This is a genomic window from Arthrobacter sunyaminii (assembly GCF_018866305.1).
In the GTDB taxonomy this organism is placed as follows: domain Bacteria; phylum Actinomycetota; class Actinomycetes; order Actinomycetales; family Micrococcaceae; genus Arthrobacter_B; species Arthrobacter_B sunyaminii.
In genome coordinates this window covers 3,488,193-3,503,111 of record NZ_CP076456.1, presented here as the reverse complement: position 1 = coordinate 3,503,111, position 14,919 = coordinate 3,488,193, and the positions used below count along the sequence as shown (strand labels likewise).

Below are 14,919 nucleotides of genomic sequence, written 5' to 3'. Positions count from 1 at the left end.
GCGGACTCAGCGCCGGAAGGTCAGGTGGGTGACGCCGTCGTCGGCTGCTTCGGCGCTGGCTTGGTAGCCGTCCTCCAGGCCGCGCAGGCCGTCCCAGAGGTTGATGCCGCGGCCCAGCAGGATCGGAGTGATGCCTACATGGATCCGGTCCACCAGCCCGGCTTCCAGGAACGCTTTGACCACGGTGGGACCGCCGCCAATCCGCACGTCCTCGCCGCCGGCCGCATCAACCGCCCGTTCCAGCGCCTCTTCCGGTGACGCGGCCAGGAACTCAAATCTTGTTCCGTCCGGCATGTCGATGGGTGCACGGGTGGTGTGGGTAAGGATGAAGACCGGGTAGCGGAACGGGGTTTCGTCGCCCCACCAGCCCTGCCAGGACGGGTCGTCGGGGAAGTTGTGCAGCCCGAACATTCCCGCTCCCATGATTTCAGCGCCGATGCCGTCGAAGTACTCGGCTGCGTATTTGTCGTCCACGCCGGTGCTGCCTCCGCCGGACTCATGCAGGACACGCTCCCGGAACGTCCGGGTAGCGGTGTACGGACCCACCAGCCGCGACCAGTCTTCACCAAACGGGTTTTCCGGAGTTTGGTCGGTGGTGGTGGCGAACCCGTCCAGGGAAATATTCAAATCAACGCGGACAACCATGGGGAGCTCCTGGCGGCGTGTGCTGTCGCCACGAGCTTACCGCCGGGAATTCACAGATCAAGGGTGCGGGAACGGGACGCACCGCTTGCCGGCTCAGATGGAGGCAGGCTGGGCTGCGGGCTTGACGGACACGATTTGGCGCACCACCGCACAGGCCTCGCCGGAGCTGTCCGTAACCCGGACGTCCACGACGGTGGTGCGGCCCGTCCGCGTTACCTCGGCCTCGGCCCGAAGGATACCGCGTGCCGGCCGCAGGAAGTTTGTGGAGGATTGCATTGTTGCCGGCGCGGCTGAGGGGTCACCGGAGGCCATGACCGCCATGACTGCAGCGGCGATGTCCGCCAGGGCCATGACCGCGCCGCCGTGCACTCCGCCTCCGATGGTGCCGTATTCCGGCCGGTCGGCAAGCTGCGCCACCACGAGGTGCGGCGACAGTTCGGGAAAATCGATCTCCAGGAATTCGGCAAACGGAACGAGCTGTCGAATCATCTGAGGGGTAATGCCCATGGTTGTTTCCTCCGTGGTGAGCAGCGTGCGGCCTGAAAGGGTCGGATTGAAGCGTACTCGGTGCCCGGAGGAGAAGGGCAACAAAAAAGAGCCTGTCGAATGACAGACTCTCTTTGTTTGGTCGGGGTGACAGGATTTGAACCTGCGACCTCGTCGTCCCGAACGACGCGCGCTACCAAGCTGCGCCACACCCCGTAACCATTGCTTTTCGCCGGGTTTCCCCGCCGCTGAAGCAACTTTACAAGTGTAGACGATCACCGTGGATTCCGCGAAACCGGGCTCGCCGCCGGACGGTAACATCGCCCGGCGGCGAGCTTTCGCCGTCGTCGTCCTACACGAGGGATTCCTGCCAGGCGGCCTGCAGCTTGGCAAACCGGCCGGTGCCGCCCGTGAGCTCCGCGGGGGTCCCGTCCTCCACCACTTCACCGGCGTGCATGACCAGCACCCGGTCGGCGATCTCCACAGTGGACAGCCGGTGCGCAATGATCAGCGCCGTCCGGTTGCCGAGCAGGGTCTTGAGGCCGTGCTGGACCAGCCGTTCGCTGGGGATGTCCAGCGAGGAAGTGGCCTCGTCCAGGATCAGCACCGCCGGATCGGCCAGGAAGGCCCGTGCGAAGCTGATCAGCTGCCGCTGGCCGGCGGAAACCCGGCCGCCGCGCTTGTTCACGTCGGTGTCATATCCCTCCGGCAGCGCCTCGATGAACTCATGCGCACCCACCGCCTTGGCCGAGGCAATGATCTCCGCGCGGGTGGCTTCGGGCTTGCCCAGGGCTATGTTGTCCGCCACCGAGCCGCTGAACAGGAACGCTTCCTGTGTCACCATGACGACGGCGCGGCGCAGGTCCCGCTGGGTCAGGTTCCGCAGATCCACGCCGTCCAGCAGTACGGAGCCCTGGGAGGGGTCGTAGAAGCGGGCGATCAGTTTGGCGAGGGTGGACTTGCCGGCGCCGGTCTGTCCCACCAGGGCAACGGTCTGGCCGGCGGGAATGTGCAGGTCCATTTGCGGCAGGATCACCGGTCCGTCGCCGTAGCGGAACTCCACGCCGTCAAACCGGATGTCGCCCGTGGCATGCTTCAATTCCACCGGATGCTTGGGCGGGCGGACGGTGGGCACTTCCTCCAGCAGGCCGGAGACCTTTTCCAGCGCCGCGGAAGCGGACTGGAAGGAGTTGTAGAACATGGCCATCTGGTCCACCGGCTGGAAGAAGCGCTTGGAGTACAGCAGCAGGGCCAGCAGGGCGCCCACCTCCAGGCCGCCGTCGAGTACCCGGAAGCCGCCCGCCAGCAGGACCACGGCCACCGTGGCGTTGCCGATGAGCACCAGCCCGGGCTGGAAGACTCCATTGAGGTTGATGGAGCGGACGGTGGCCACGCGGTAGTCCTCGGCCAGATCGTCGTACTTCTCGGCGTTGACCTTTTCGCGGCGGAAAGCCTTCACGGCCCGGATTCCGGTCATGGTTTCGATGAAGTGCACAATCAGCTTCGCGGAGGTGACCCGGGAGGCGCGGTAGGCCAGCTGGGAGCGTTTCTGGTACCAGCGGGTCAACAGGTACATCGGAACGAAGGCCACCAGCATCAGCAGCCCGGTGCGCCAGTCCAGCAGGAAGATGCTCACGGCGGTGAACAGCATGTACATGGCGCCGGAGGCCAGGGAGCTGACGCCGGAGTCCAGCAGTTCGCGCAGTGCTTCAAGATCGGAGGTCTGCCGCGAAATGATCCGTCCGGAGGTGTACTTCTCATGGAATTCCAGGCTCAGGCGCTGGGTGTGCCGGAAGACCCGCAGCCGCAGGTCCAGCAGCATGGCCTGGCTCAGCAGGGCAGTGGCGCGGACATAGCCCGCCGTCAGGCCGGCAGCCAGGAGGGCAGCCAGCAGGTAAGCCACGCCGGAAAGGATCAGGGGCAGGCTGTTGCCGGCCTGCAGGTATGGCAGGGCGTGGTCGATGCCGTAGGCGATGATGGCGGGCCCGGCCACGCGGGCGGCCTGGGAGAAGACCACCAGCAGCACCGTGCCGATGAACCGTCCGCGGTTGGGGCGGATCAGGGAGCCCAGCAGCGCCAGCGAGCGGCGGCGGACAGCGAGGTTTTCTTCCTTGCCCAGATGGACGGCGTCCTCGCCGGCGGTGCCCAGCCTGGCGGTGGCATCATAGGCCGGGTCGGCACCCTTGCCGCGGCGGACGGTGAAGCGGCTCATCGGATAATCTCCTCATCGTCCAGGCTCGGTGCTTCAAGGGCTCCTGCGGCGTCGTCGGCTTCCTCCGCGGGCCGCGGACCGTCCTCCAGGGGGCTGTCCAGGTCTTCGGGATCCGTGGGCAGGCTGGCAATCACATACCGGTAGTGGTCGTTGCCGGCCAGGAGTTCGGCGTGCGTGCCGACGGCGCTGATGCGTCCGTCTTCCATCAGGGCCACGCGGTCGGCGAGGGAAACGGTGGACGGGCGGTGCGCAACCACCAGCGTGGTGGTGTCCGCCAACACTTCGCGGAGCCGGCCTTCCACCAGTTCCTCGGTGCGTACATCCAGGGCCGAGAGCGGATCGTCCATGATCAGCACCGTGGGCCGCGCGGCGATGGCCCGGGCCAGGGCCACGCGCTGGCGCTGCCCGCCGGAAAGGCTCAATCCTTCCTCGCCGATGAGGGTGTCCGTGCCCTCGGGCAGCGAGTACACAAAGTCGGCCTGCGCCACGTCCAGGGCCTGGGCCAGGAGCTGGTCCGCTTCTGCGGAGCTTGCCGGTTCGGCGCCGAGCAGCACGTTGTCGCGGACGGAGCTGGAGAACAGTGTGGTGTCTTCGAAGGCCACAGCCACAATGGTGCGCAGTTCTTCCAGATCCAGCTGGCGAAGATCAGTGCCGTCGATCCGGATGGAGCCGCCGGTGACGTCGAACAACCGGGGGACCAGCTGCAGCAGGGTGGATTTTCCGCTGCCGGTCACGCCCACCAGCGCCATGGTCTCGCCGGGACGCAGGCACAGGGTCACGCCGTCGATCAGGTTGCGCGTGCCGTCCTTGGTGTCTGGATAGGCAAAATGGACGTCGTCGAACACCAGCTCTCCGCGGACATCGTTGAGGTGCACCGGGTGCTGCGGGCTTTGAATGGAGGACTGCGCGTCCATTACTTCGTAATGCCGGTCGATCGCCGTTTTCGCTGTCAGGGTCATGGACAGCAGCGGACCCACGGCTTCCACCGGACCGGCGACTACGGCGGCAGTGGCAAAGAAGGCAACCAATGATCCGATGCTGAGGTTGCCGTCCGCCACCGCAATGATTCCCACCACGAGGGCAACGGCGAGGGCAGCTTCAGGCAGCAGCGTCACCACGAGGGAGAACTTGGCCAGCGAGTTTGCCTTCGACACTTCGGTTTCACGCAGTTCCTGGGCCTGCTCCTCAAACGAGTCCAGGGCCTCACGGCTGCGGCCGAAGGCCTTCAGGACGCGGATGCCGTGGACGGATTCCTCCACCGTGGTGGCCAGGTCTCCGGTTTGGTCCTGACTCTGGCGGGAAACCTGCCGGTAAAAACGGTTGAAGCGGTAGCCGTAAACCACGATCGGAACGGCTGCAGCGATGAAGATCAGCGCCAGCACCCAGCTCGTGAACAGCATGATAGTGAAGCCAACCACCACGGTCAGCGCCGTGACCACCAGCATGATGGCACCGAACGCCATCCAGCGGCGGACCAGGTTCAAGTCGCTCATGGCCCGCGAGAGCAGCTGCCCGCTGCCCCAGCGGTCATGGAACGAGACGGAGAGGTCCTGCAGATGCCGGTAGAACGAGGTGCGCATCCGGGTTTCCACGGTGGTGGCCGGTGCAATCACGAACTGGCGGCGCAGGGCGATGAAGGTTGCTTCAAGGATGCCCAGACCCAGGACGACGCCGGCCGCTCCCCAGACAGCCGCCGTGGCTCCGCCGGGGGCCAGGGAGGTGTTGATCAGGACCCGGAACACCTGGGGGATCGCCAAAGCCATGAGGCTGGCTCCGAGGGCACAGAACAACCCGCAGATTAAGCGGGGGAGGATGGGCCGCAGATGCGGATAGAGCCGTGCAAGGGATTGCCACAGGGTTGTCTGCGCAGGCATGGAACCTTCTCGAGCGGGTGGAGGGTGCTGCAACAAGCAGAGTGCCCCTTTGAGGGCTCAATCCTAAGCCCGCTTACGGGGGAGAATCGATGGGCGTCCGGAGTTTGGTCGTCCATGGTGGGCAACCCTGTGACCCCGCGGGAGGGAAACGGTCTAAGACCGCGCCGTCAGAGTCAGCAGGACAGCCTCGGGGCGGCAGGCGAACCGGACCGGGGCAAAACGGGAGGTTCCGATGCCGGCCGAAACATTCATCGGAACTTTCCGCCCGTTGTGCTCCCAAACGGCCAGGCCCTTGGCCAGCCGCGTAGGCAGGTCGCAGTTGCTGACCAGTGCGCCGTAGAACGGGATGCACACCTGTCCGCCGTGGGTGTGGCCGGCCAGGATCAGCTCAGCGCCGCCGTCGGTGAAGTAGTTGAGCACCCGCTGGTAGGGAGCATGGGCAACCCCCACCCGGACAACCGGAAGCCCGGTGCTGGAACCTGTCTCGGGAAATCCGGGGTAAACGTCCCGGTCCAGATGCGGGTCATCCACCCCGGAGAAATCAAGGCGGACGCCTCCCAGCTCCATGGAGTCCCTGCGGTTGGTCAGGCCCCTCCAGCCCGCGTCCTCGAACGCTCCAAAGAGTTCGCCGAAGGGCAGCGCCGGCGGATCCTTGGTGATCTTCGAGGGACCGGTGAAATACGTCAGCGGGTTCTTGGCCCGGGGACCGTAGTAGTCATTGGAGCCGGGAACGTACACGCCGGGAAAACGCAGGAGCGGCTTGAGCGCTTCCAGCAGGGGCGGAACGGCTTCCAGATGGCTCAGGTTGTCGCCCGTGTTGACCACCAGGTCCGGTTCGAGCTCGGCGAGGGACTGCAGCCAGCGAACCTTGATGTTCTGGTTGGGCACAATATGGATGTCCGAGAGGTGCAGTACCCGCAGCGGGGCGCTCCCCGGCGGCAGGATGGCCACGGTCTCTTCGCGGACTCCAAAGAGATTCCGTTCAATCAGCGACGCGTATGCCAGCGCTGCCGCACCGGCTCCGGCAGTGCCGCCGGCAACCCAGGCGGCCGAACGCAGGGCAGAGCTAAGGGAAGGAGCAGCCACCGTTAGTCGTCGCCGTCGTTCTTGTTTTCGCCCTGGTTGCCGCCGCCGTTGTTGTTGTTGTTCTTGTTCTGATCATTGGACGGAGCCGGTGCAGGCCGGGGCGGCGCCGCCACGGTGCCCATGACGGATGCCGGCGGCGGGGTGAACGGATTGGCCTGGTACTGGTCCGGGATCCGGTCAATGAAGTTCTTCCAGGACGGGCCGGCAATCTTCGAGCCGTCGATCTCGGGGTAGACCTGCCCGCCAATCTGCTTGCCCTCCATCGAGCCCCGCTCGTTGCCCCAGACGTGGTTGCCCAGCCAGGAGGCGGTGACCATGCCCGTGGTGTAACCCATGAACCAGGTCTGGGACCGGAAGTCATTGGTTCCGGTCTTGCCGGCCACCGGCCTGCCGTTCTGCAGGTAGTAGCCGGAGCCCTTGGTCATCACCTGCTGCGTTGCCGCGTTGACGCCCTGGGCAACTTCCTTCTTCATGACCTGCGTGCACTCCTGGGCCGGTACCTCGAAGGACCGTCCATCGGCGGCCGTTACCGACTCCAGGGCGCGCGGTTCGCATTTCAGGCCTTCTGCTGCAAACGTGGCAAAGCCGGTGGCCATGGCCAGCGGGGAGGCGTCGCCGCCGCCGCCGAAGGACGACGGCGGGTTGACCTCAAGCGGTTCGTTCTCGCCGCTGGCGCTCTTGCCGTTGTGGATGCCTGAGGCAAACGCCATTTCCTGGAACTTGCAGAGATCAAGCTGGTTGATCTCGGCCATGGTGATGGTGTTCAGGGAGTTCGCCAGACCGTCGATGACGGTGGTGGTCTTGTAGTTGGTATCCCCGTAGTTGATGGGCGTCCAAGGCTCCGGAATGCCATAGCGTCCGCCCGGCAGGCAGCTGGCGTTCCAGCTGTGGCCTGCAGGGTAGGTGCGCTTGCTGCCGTTCAGGGTGGTGTTCAGGGTTTTGCCTGCGTCCAGCCAGGCTGCCACGGTGAACGGCTTGTACGTTGATCCGGGCTGGAAACCGCCCATGCCGCCCAGCGGCTTGTTGGGGTCGCCGTCCTGGTTCAGGTCAACGTTGAAATTGATGACCGAGTTGCCGGCGCCTTCTTCGGGCGTGTAGCGCGTGTTCTGCGCCATGGAGAGAATTTTTCCGCTTCGAGGTTCCATCGACACCATGGAGTGGCCGATCTCGGGGTCCGTGGTGTCCGGGTTAGCGGTTTCGTTGATGGCCGTCTGCGCGGCGTTCTGGATCTCCGGATCCAGGGTGGTGTTGATGCTCAGGCCGCCCCGGTAGAGCAGCTTCTGCCGGTCCTCCGTAGTGGCACCGTATCTCTCATCGTTGAGGATCAGGTGCATGACGTAGTCGCAGAAGTACGGTGCCTGGACGGCGCCGGTGCAGTTGCTGGGAACCGGTGTGATGTTCAGGCCCAGCTCCGTGGCGACGGCGGCGTCGTGCTCCTCCTGCGTGATGCGCCCCTTGTCAAGCATGGCGCGGATAACAATGTTGCGCCGTTGGAGGGCCAGTTCCGGATTACCCGTGGGGCTGTAGACGGACGGGCCGTTGACGACGCCGGCCAGCAGGGCTGCCTGCGGAATGTTCAGCTGCGAGGCGTCCACATTGAAGAAGAACTTGGACGCGGCCTGGACACCGAAGGTGGTGCCGCTGAAGGGAACGATGTTGAAGTAGCCCTCGAGGATTTCATCCTTGGAGAGCTGCTTTTCCACGGCAATGGCCAGCTTCATCTCCCGCAGCTTGTCGCCGTAGTCCTTGTTGCCGGAGAGCACCACCTCCTGCTTGTTCTGCAGGTTGGTGTCGATGATGACGCTGTTCACATACTGCTGCGTAATGGTGGACGCGCCGCGGTTGGTGCCGGAGGTGAGGTTGGAGGCCAGGGCTCCGATGACACCCTGGACGTCCACGCCGCCGTGCTCGTAAAAGCGGTCATCCTCAATGGCCAGCATCGCGTCGATCATGGTGGGGGAAACCTGGTCCAGCTTGATCGGCTGGCGGTTCTCCTCATACAGGGTTGCGATGAGAGAGCCGTCATTGGCGTAAATTTTTGACGGCTCGGCCAGCGCGCCGGCCTGCAGTTCCGACGGGAGGTCATCGAAGAACTGGATTGATCCGGACGCGGCTGTGCCCGCGGCGGCGGCGGCGGGAACCAGAAGACCCGCGGCCAAAACACCACAAAGCGCGCTGACGCCGAAGAAGGCGACAATCTGGCCAAGGGTGGTAGCCGTATCAAAGAGCGGAGATTTGCGAGCTGCCATGCGCATCAGTCTACAAGCACGCGTTAGTCTTTGGATTATGAGCAAATGGGAATATTTCATCACGCCGCTTCCTCTTCACACACCGGGAGCTGTCCTTAACATGCACGGCGAAGAAGGTTGGGAACTCGTCCAGATCACGCCCGCCCCCAACGGAACGGGTGCCGTGGCGTACATGAAACGCGAGAAGTCGCAGTGACTGAGGTGAACGGGGCGGTTTCCGCCGTGGAACGCAGGCTGGCGGAACTGGGTATTGAGCTGCCGGACGTCGCAGCACCGGTGGCCGCCTATGTACCCGCCGTTGTCACGGGGAACTACGTCTACACCTCCGGGCAGCTGCCCTTCGTCTCGGGCGTGTTGCCTGCGGCCGGCAAAGTTGGCGCCGGGGTACCGGCCGAGGACGCCGCAGGATACGCCGCAACCTGCGCTGTTAACGCGCTGGCTGCCATCAAGGCCCAGATCGGAGATCTGGACCGCATCAGCCGCATCGTCAAGGTGGTGGGCTTCGTGGCATCGGACCCGTCCTTTACCGGGCAGCCGGCCGTCATCAACGGTGCATCAGAACTGCTGGGGAAGGTCTTCGGTGAGGCGGGCGCGCATGCCCGCTCCGCCGTCGGGGTGGCCGTGCTGCCGCTGGATTCCCCCGTCGAAGTAGAAGTGATCGCTGAATTTGCCTAATTCATCAGTACGGCTTTTCCCGGTTCCCCCGTATCTTCGGGGAGCCGCGGAAAGCTGGTTTGAACACGGTGACCGTGCACCGCGCAAACCCCGCCTGGCGTCCTCCGTGGTGCTGGTGCGGGACGCGCCGCGCGGCGCCGAGACCTATCTGGCTTACCGCCGGGGCGAATCGCCGCTGGGCCGGGTGGCGTTTCCCGGCGGCAGCATCAACCCGGAGGACGACGACGCCGTGGCCTGGTTCGGTCCGGCCCCGGCAGCCTGGGCCAAGGCACTGGGCATCGACGATCCCCGGCTGGCCCGCCGACACGTGGTGGCGGCCATCCGTGAACTGTTTGAAGAAACCGGCATTCTGCTGGCCGGACCGGACGAATCGACGCTGCTGGAGGGCAACCGGGGCCCGGACTGGATGGCCGCCCGGGTGGCGCTGGCAGCCGGAGACAAGTCCTTTCCGGAGCTTCTCAAACGCCGGGGACTGGGCCTGCGCACCGACCTGCTCCGGCCGCTGGCCAACTGGCAGACGGCTGATTTTGCGCTGCGCCGGTTCGACACCCGGTACTTCGCGGTTGTCCAGCCGATGGGGCAGGAAGCCTCCCTGCTGGAGGGCAAGGGGAGCTGGGGGCAGTGGCGGTCCGCAGCGGAGGAGATCGCGGCCCGGAACACCACCGCCCTGGGCGATGAGATCGGGCTCCCGGACACCACCGGGCTCACGCTGTCTGAACTGACCGTGCCGCCGGTGGAACTGGTGCTGGAGAAACTGGCCGGTGCCCGTGGCTGCATTGCCTACCTTGCATCCCGCCGTCCGGCGGCCGTCTTCCGGCCCGAGCTGGTGGAGGCCGACGGCAGTTACTGGCTGTCCGTTTCACTCAGCGGCGCCGGGGAGGGTTCGGCCCAGCACGGGCGCTGATTCCTGCACCGAGACCGATTCCCGCACACCTTAAACGCAAACGACGGCGCCGCCCCCGGTAAAGGGGAGCGGCGCCGTCGTTCGCTGTAAGACGGTCGGAAAAGACCTAGCGTGAGCGCTGGCGCAGCCGCTGCACGTCCAAAATGACGACGGCGCGGGCTTCCAGGCGCAGCCAGCCGCGCTGAACGAACTCGGCCAGGGCCTTGTTCACCGTTTCGCGGGAAGCGCCGACCAGCTGGGCCAGTTCTTCCTGCGTCAGCTCGTGAGCCACCAGGATGCCGTCAGTGGCGGGGCGGCCGAAGCGGTCCGCCAGATCCAGCAGTGCCTTGGCAACGCGGCCGGGAACGTCCGAGAAGACGAGGTCCGCAAGGGACTCGTTGGTGCGGCGCAGCCGGCGGGCCAGGGCCTGCAGCAGCTGGACCGACACCTCCGGGCGCGTTTCCAGCAGTGCCTTCAGGTTGTCGTGCCGCAGTCCGGCCAGTCGCGTTTCGGACACCGCGGTGGCGGTGGCGTTGCGCGGGCTCGGATCAAACAGCGCCATTTCGCCGAAGAGCTCGCCCGGGCCAAGGATGGCCAGCAGGTTCTCGCGGCCGTCCGGTGCCGAACGTCCCAGCTTGATCTTTCCGGACACGATGAAATACAGCTGGTCGCCCTGGTCACCCTCGCGGAAAACTGATGCGCCGCGCGAAAGGTCGACCTCAGTCAACTCGTCGGTCAGAGCTGCGAAGACGTCGTCTCCCAATGAGGCGAACAGTGGCGCACGGCGCAGTACCTCGATATCCATGAAATCTCCTGTAAATAGTTGTCCCTTCCATTATCTTCTCGCACTACGGCCCCATGTGACACCTGTAATAGCTTTGTTCGCCCACGGATGATAAAAAGGACGCCCCTGCGTACTGCCCTCTGCGGTCCGGCGCGGACGAAGTCTCCAGTTTGGGCCGCTAAACTCGGGAGGCAGGGACAGTCTCGAAGAGTCCCCGCAACACCCCCTAGACCGCGCTTGGAGCTGTTTGTGCTCGGATTTTCACTGCTAGACATCATTCTGCTGTTGGCGCTGCTGTTCTACCTCATCGCCGGGCTGCGGAACGGTCTTGTGGTGACGCTGGGCGGCATTGTGGGCTTTGTGGCCGGGGCTGTGGCGGCGTTCTTCGCGATCCCCCTGGTCACCGAATGGGTGCCCGACGACGGCTGGCGCCTGACCGCTGTCATCGCCACCATTGTGGTGCTTGTCCTGGGCGGGCATGCTCTCGGCGCTGCGCTGGGCGGATCCATCCGGCGCTGGATGAACTTCCCGCCGCTGCGTTTTCTGGACCGGTTGCTGGGCGGGGTCGTGAACCTGGCCGTTTCCGCCCTGGTGATGTCCGTGCTCGCTTTCAGTGTCAACACCCTCGGGGTTCCGTTCCTTTCGCAGCAGATCACGTCCTCGAAAGTGCTGAACGGCATCGAGGAAGCCACTCCTGACCGGGTGAAAACCTGGACGGCGGAAGTGCGTTCCTTTACTCTCGCAGAGGGCCTGCCCACCATCCTGGACAGCGCCGCCCCGGACAAGGTGGTTGCCCCCAATGAGGCGCTCTCATCCGCAGCTTTGCAGGCGTCGTCGGATTCGGTCGTGAAGATCACCGGAACGGCTTATCAGTGCGGGCAGAACCAGACGGGCTCGGGCTTCGTCGTCTCCGATGACCGCGTGATCACCAATGCCCACGTGGTGGCCGGAGTTTCCCGGCCCGTGGTGCAGGTCCCCGGCGGCGGGGCGCTTCCGGGCGAGGTGGTCTATTTCGACAGCGCCCGTGACCTGGCCGTGCTGGCAGTGGACAGCCTCGACGCCGAACCGATCCCGCTGGGCGATGTCCTTCCGGACGGCACCACTGCGGCGTTTGCCGGGTACCCGGCCGGCGGTCCGTTCCAGCTGCAGGCGGCCAACGTTGAAAAGCTCTCCGAGGTCTCGGTGCGTAACATCTACGGGTCCGCCCCGGAAGTGCTGGAGGTCTACACCCTCGCCGCGAACGTGCAGCAGGGCAACTCGGGCGGGCCGCTGCTGGACATCGACGGCCAGCTGGCCGGTGTCATCTTTGCCAAGACCACCGGCGATCAGCCGATCGGCTATGCGCTGTCCCTGAGCGAGGTTGGACCGGTGGCGGAAGCCGCCGCCGGATATTCCGATCCTGTCTCGCCCGGGCAGTGCATCTCCGGCGAGTAGCGGATCAGGCGCGGGCTTCCGCCTGCGCTTCTCCGTCCAGCCGCGCGGCGAGGTAGTCCACGGCCATCTTGTAGCCGGCGATTCCGGCCCCGCAGATGACGGCGTCCGCCACCGCTGATACGTAGGAGTGGTGCCGGAATTCCTCGCGCCGGTGAATGTTGCTCAGGTGCACCTCAACCACCGGCAAACCGACGCCGGAAAGCGCATCCGGGATGGCGACTGACGTGTGGCTGTAGGCCGCCGGGTTGATGATGATCGCGTCAGCCAGCCCCGGAGCCCCGTGGATCGCATCGATCAGGTCACCCTCATGGTTGGACTGGATGCAGTCCACGGTCCAGCCGTGGGATTCCGCGGCGTCCAGCGCCAGTGCCTCGACGTCGTCGAGCGTTTCGGTGCCGTAGATTCCGGGCTCGCGGGTGCCCAGGAGGTTCAGGTTGGGGCCGTTGAGGATCAGCAGGTTGCGGGTGCGGGAGGCAGTCATGGCTTAACTATGCGCCAACCTGCGCCGGTGCTGCTGCCTCATCCCGGCGGCGCGTCATGCGTCCCGCCGCCAGGGCGCCGGCGATGGTCACCACCGACATCAGCGCCAGCACGACGCCGGGATGCCACCACGCGCTGTCCGTTGCCTTGGCGAACGCCTGCGTTGCGGCCGGGGCGAAGCCGGCGAGGATGCCCGCAAAGCTGTAGGCCAGGGACAGGGCGGTGAAACTGGTGCGGGCCGGGAAGAGATCAGCCATCAGTCCGCCCAGGGCCGCCCACGCGGCGGTTGGGGCAATGCCGCCGATGAGGATGGTGAGGATGTAGGTCGTCTGGTCCGCGGTGCTGATGAGCCAGTACAGGGGAAACGAAATGAGCAAGGTGGCGAAGGCGCCGGCGGCGACCATGCGGGCCGAGCCGATCTTGGTGGCCAGCCAGCCGAATGCCGGAATGGTGGCCAGCTGCAGGACCGAGCCCACCAGCGCCGCATTGAGCACGGTGGTGCCGGACAGGCCCAGCTGTTCGGTTCCGTAGGCCTGGGTATAGGTGGTCATCAGGAAGTAGGACCCGATGCCGAGCAGGGACGCGGACGTGGCAACCAGGACGGCCAGCCGCTGGGTCTTCAGAACCTCCAGGACGGGAACGCGGGGAAGGGCCTGGTGTCCGGCAACATCCTTGAAGACGGGGGTTTCTTCGATGGCAAACCGCAGGTACAGGGCAATGGCCATGAACGGGAAGGCCAGCAGGAACGGAACCCGCCACAGGCCGGCCTCCATGGTTTCCTGCGGGACGCTGGTCAGCAGCAGGAAGATCCCGGTGACCATGATGGTTCCGACGGGGGAACCGATTTGCGGGATCGCGGCATACAGGGCGCGTTTGCGGGGTTCTGCATGCTCGGTGGCGATCAGGACGGCTCCGCCCCATTCACCGCCCACTGCCAGGCCCTGCAGCAGCCGCAGCATCACGAGCAGGGCCGGGGCCCAGATGCCGATGGTGTTGTAGTCCGGCAGCAGGCCGATGATCCCGGTGGCCGTGCCCATCAGGACGATGGTCCAGATGAGCGACTTCTTCCGGCCGATGCGGTCGCCGAGATGGCCAAAGATGACGGCTCCAAGGGGGCGGGCAATGAACCCGATGCCCAGGGACAGGAAGGACAGCAGGGTGCCGATCAGCGGATCGACCTCCGGGAAGAAGATCCGGTTCAGGATCAGGGCAGCTGCCGTTCCAAAAACATAGAAGTCGTAGGACTCCAGGGCTGTTCCGACGAATGACGCTCCGGCGACCTTGCGCGCCATGCGTCGGGAGTGGACCGGCGGGTCCTGTGGTGCGGAGGGTGCGGAAGCGGACAGCGGGGAGGAAGTGCTGGAAGTGGACACGAGCACTGATTCTGCTACCCCGGACGCTGTGGTGCCAACTCCATGAGTTTCCATCTCACCAACGGACGTGTTGGGTGCCGGGCCGGTGCGGAAAACCGGTCAGGCCGCGAGGCTGCCGAGAATGGCCCGTCCGCCGCTGACCAGTGCCCCCGCAACACCCGCGGGATCCGCCACATAGCCGTGGACCATGGCGCCGTCCCGCAGCATCAGCAGCTGATCTGCCAGGGAATCCGGATCTGCTGCCCCCAGCTGCGCCAGCCTGCCGCTGACCTCTGCGTGCAGCCACTGCCTGTGCTCAAGGACCACGGCACGGACCGGCGAGGCGGGGTCCGGATACTCGGCTGCCGCGTTGATGAACGGGCAGCCGCGGAACCCGGGGACGCAGGCCTGCGCCCCCATGGCCTCGGCCAGTTCCAGCAGCCCGGTGCAGGGATCGGGGCTCAGGTGTCCCGCTGCCTCCCGGATCCGTTCCGACTGTGCCTGCAGATAGGCCACCACCAGCTCCTCTTTGGTTCGGAAGTAGCGGTAGAACGTCACCTTGGTGGTTTCCGCCGCAGCGATGATCCGGTCTGCACTCACGGCACGGATGCCTTCGGTATAGAAGAGCAGAGCGGCGGCATCCAAGATGCGGGTGCGCACCGGCGGACTGGCGGCCATGGGTCCTCCCGGGGTTGCGGTTTGCGGTGAAGGCGCGTTTACTGGGTCCAAGTAGACGTACTAGTTAGTCTACCTGATGCC

At 65.4% G+C, this 14,919-nt stretch carries 14 protein-coding genes and 1 tRNA gene; 4 read left to right on the top strand and 11 right to left on the bottom strand.

The window, feature by feature from the left end; genetic code table 11:
• Positions 1-6 precede the first annotated feature (6 nt).
• The 7 genes from KG104_RS15875 to KG104_RS15845 all read right to left on the bottom strand — a co-directional run bounded on the left by KG104_RS15875 (position 7) and on the right by KG104_RS15845 (position 8,552).
• Positions 7-645: a dihydrofolate reductase family protein gene (locus KG104_RS15875; RefSeq protein ID WP_207347731.1), complete on the bottom strand. Its 639-nt coding sequence runs from the start codon at positions 643-645 to the stop codon at positions 7-9.
• A 93-nt stretch (positions 646-738) separates the two neighbouring features.
• The gene (locus tag KG104_RS15870; protein WP_104160261.1) at positions 739-1,152 is read right to left on the bottom strand and encodes a PaaI family thioesterase; all 414 of its coding nucleotides are present in this window, start codon (positions 1,150-1,152) and stop codon (positions 739-741) included.
• A 118-nt stretch (positions 1,153-1,270) separates the two neighbouring features.
• Positions 1,271-1,347 (bottom strand) — tRNA-Pro (locus KG104_RS15865).
• A gap of 136 nt (positions 1,348-1,483) precedes the next feature.
• Positions 1,484-3,343 (bottom strand): ABC transporter ATP-binding protein, encoded by a 1,860-nt coding sequence (locus KG104_RS15860; RefSeq protein ID WP_207347732.1) that lies wholly within the window; start codon positions 3,341-3,343, stop codon positions 1,484-1,486.
• Positions 3,340-5,217, bottom strand: a complete 1,878-nt coding sequence (locus KG104_RS15855; RefSeq protein ID WP_207347733.1) for an ABC transporter ATP-binding protein — start codon at positions 5,215-5,217, stop codon at positions 3,340-3,342. Before KG104_RS15855 ends, KG104_RS15860 begins: the two co-directional genes overlap by 4 nt.
• A 153-nt stretch (positions 5,218-5,370) precedes the next feature.
• Positions 5,371-6,303 (bottom strand): metallophosphoesterase, encoded by a 933-nt coding sequence (locus tag KG104_RS15850; RefSeq protein ID WP_207347734.1) that lies wholly within the window; start codon positions 6,301-6,303, stop codon positions 5,371-5,373.
• Between the two features lie 2 nt (positions 6,304-6,305).
• A complete protein-coding gene (locus tag KG104_RS15845) occupies positions 6,306-8,552 on the bottom strand; it encodes a transglycosylase domain-containing protein (RefSeq protein WP_207347735.1) in 2,247 nt (748 codons plus the stop codon).
• Between the two features lie 37 nt (positions 8,553-8,589).
• Here KG104_RS15845 and KG104_RS15840 point away from each other — a divergent pair, with 37 nt between their 5' ends.
• From KG104_RS15840 to KG104_RS15830, 3 genes are read left to right on the top strand one after another with little or no spacing between them, the layout of a single operon-like run.
• Entirely contained in the window at positions 8,590-8,748 is a 159-nt protein-coding gene (locus KG104_RS15840) for a Sp36 family protein (protein WP_146067190.1), read from the top strand.
• Complete coding sequence (locus KG104_RS15835) at positions 8,745-9,227, top strand: RidA family protein (protein WP_104053109.1); 483 nt, start codon at positions 8,745-8,747, stop codon at positions 9,225-9,227. The genes KG104_RS15840 and KG104_RS15835 overlap by 4 nt, the downstream gene beginning before the upstream one ends.
• A complete protein-coding gene (locus KG104_RS15830; protein ID WP_207347736.1) occupies positions 9,220-10,131 on the top strand; it encodes an NUDIX hydrolase in 912 nt (303 codons plus the stop codon). Before KG104_RS15835 ends, KG104_RS15830 begins: the two co-directional genes overlap by 8 nt.
• Before the next feature lie 106 nt (positions 10,132-10,237).
• Here the strand turns inward: KG104_RS15830 and KG104_RS15825 are convergent, their stop codons facing one another.
• Positions 10,238-10,915 (bottom strand): Crp/Fnr family transcriptional regulator, encoded by a 678-nt coding sequence (locus KG104_RS15825; RefSeq protein WP_104053107.1) that lies wholly within the window; start codon positions 10,913-10,915, stop codon positions 10,238-10,240.
• A gap of 228 nt (positions 10,916-11,143) precedes the next feature.
• Between KG104_RS15825 and KG104_RS15820 the strand changes: the two genes are divergently transcribed.
• Positions 11,144-12,328, top strand: coding sequence for a MarP family serine protease (locus KG104_RS15820; protein ID WP_207347737.1), 1,185 nt, complete (start codon positions 11,144-11,146; stop codon positions 12,326-12,328).
• Between the two features lie 4 nt (positions 12,329-12,332).
• Here the strand turns inward: KG104_RS15820 and aroQ are convergent, their stop codons facing one another.
• From aroQ to KG104_RS15805, 3 genes are all read right to left on the bottom strand, one after another.
• A complete protein-coding gene (gene aroQ / locus KG104_RS15815) occupies positions 12,333-12,809 on the bottom strand; it encodes a type II 3-dehydroquinate dehydratase (protein WP_207347738.1) in 477 nt (158 codons plus the stop codon).
• Positions 12,810-12,816: 7 nt separating this feature from the next.
• Positions 12,817-14,181: an MFS transporter gene (locus KG104_RS15810; RefSeq protein ID WP_237688612.1), complete on the bottom strand. Its 1,365-nt coding sequence runs from the start codon at positions 14,179-14,181 to the stop codon at positions 12,817-12,819.
• Positions 14,182-14,280: 99 nt separating this feature from the next.
• Entirely contained in the window at positions 14,281-14,838 is a 558-nt protein-coding gene (locus KG104_RS15805) for a TetR/AcrR family transcriptional regulator (protein WP_207347739.1), read from the bottom strand.
• Between the last annotated feature and the right edge of the window lie 81 nt (positions 14,839-14,919).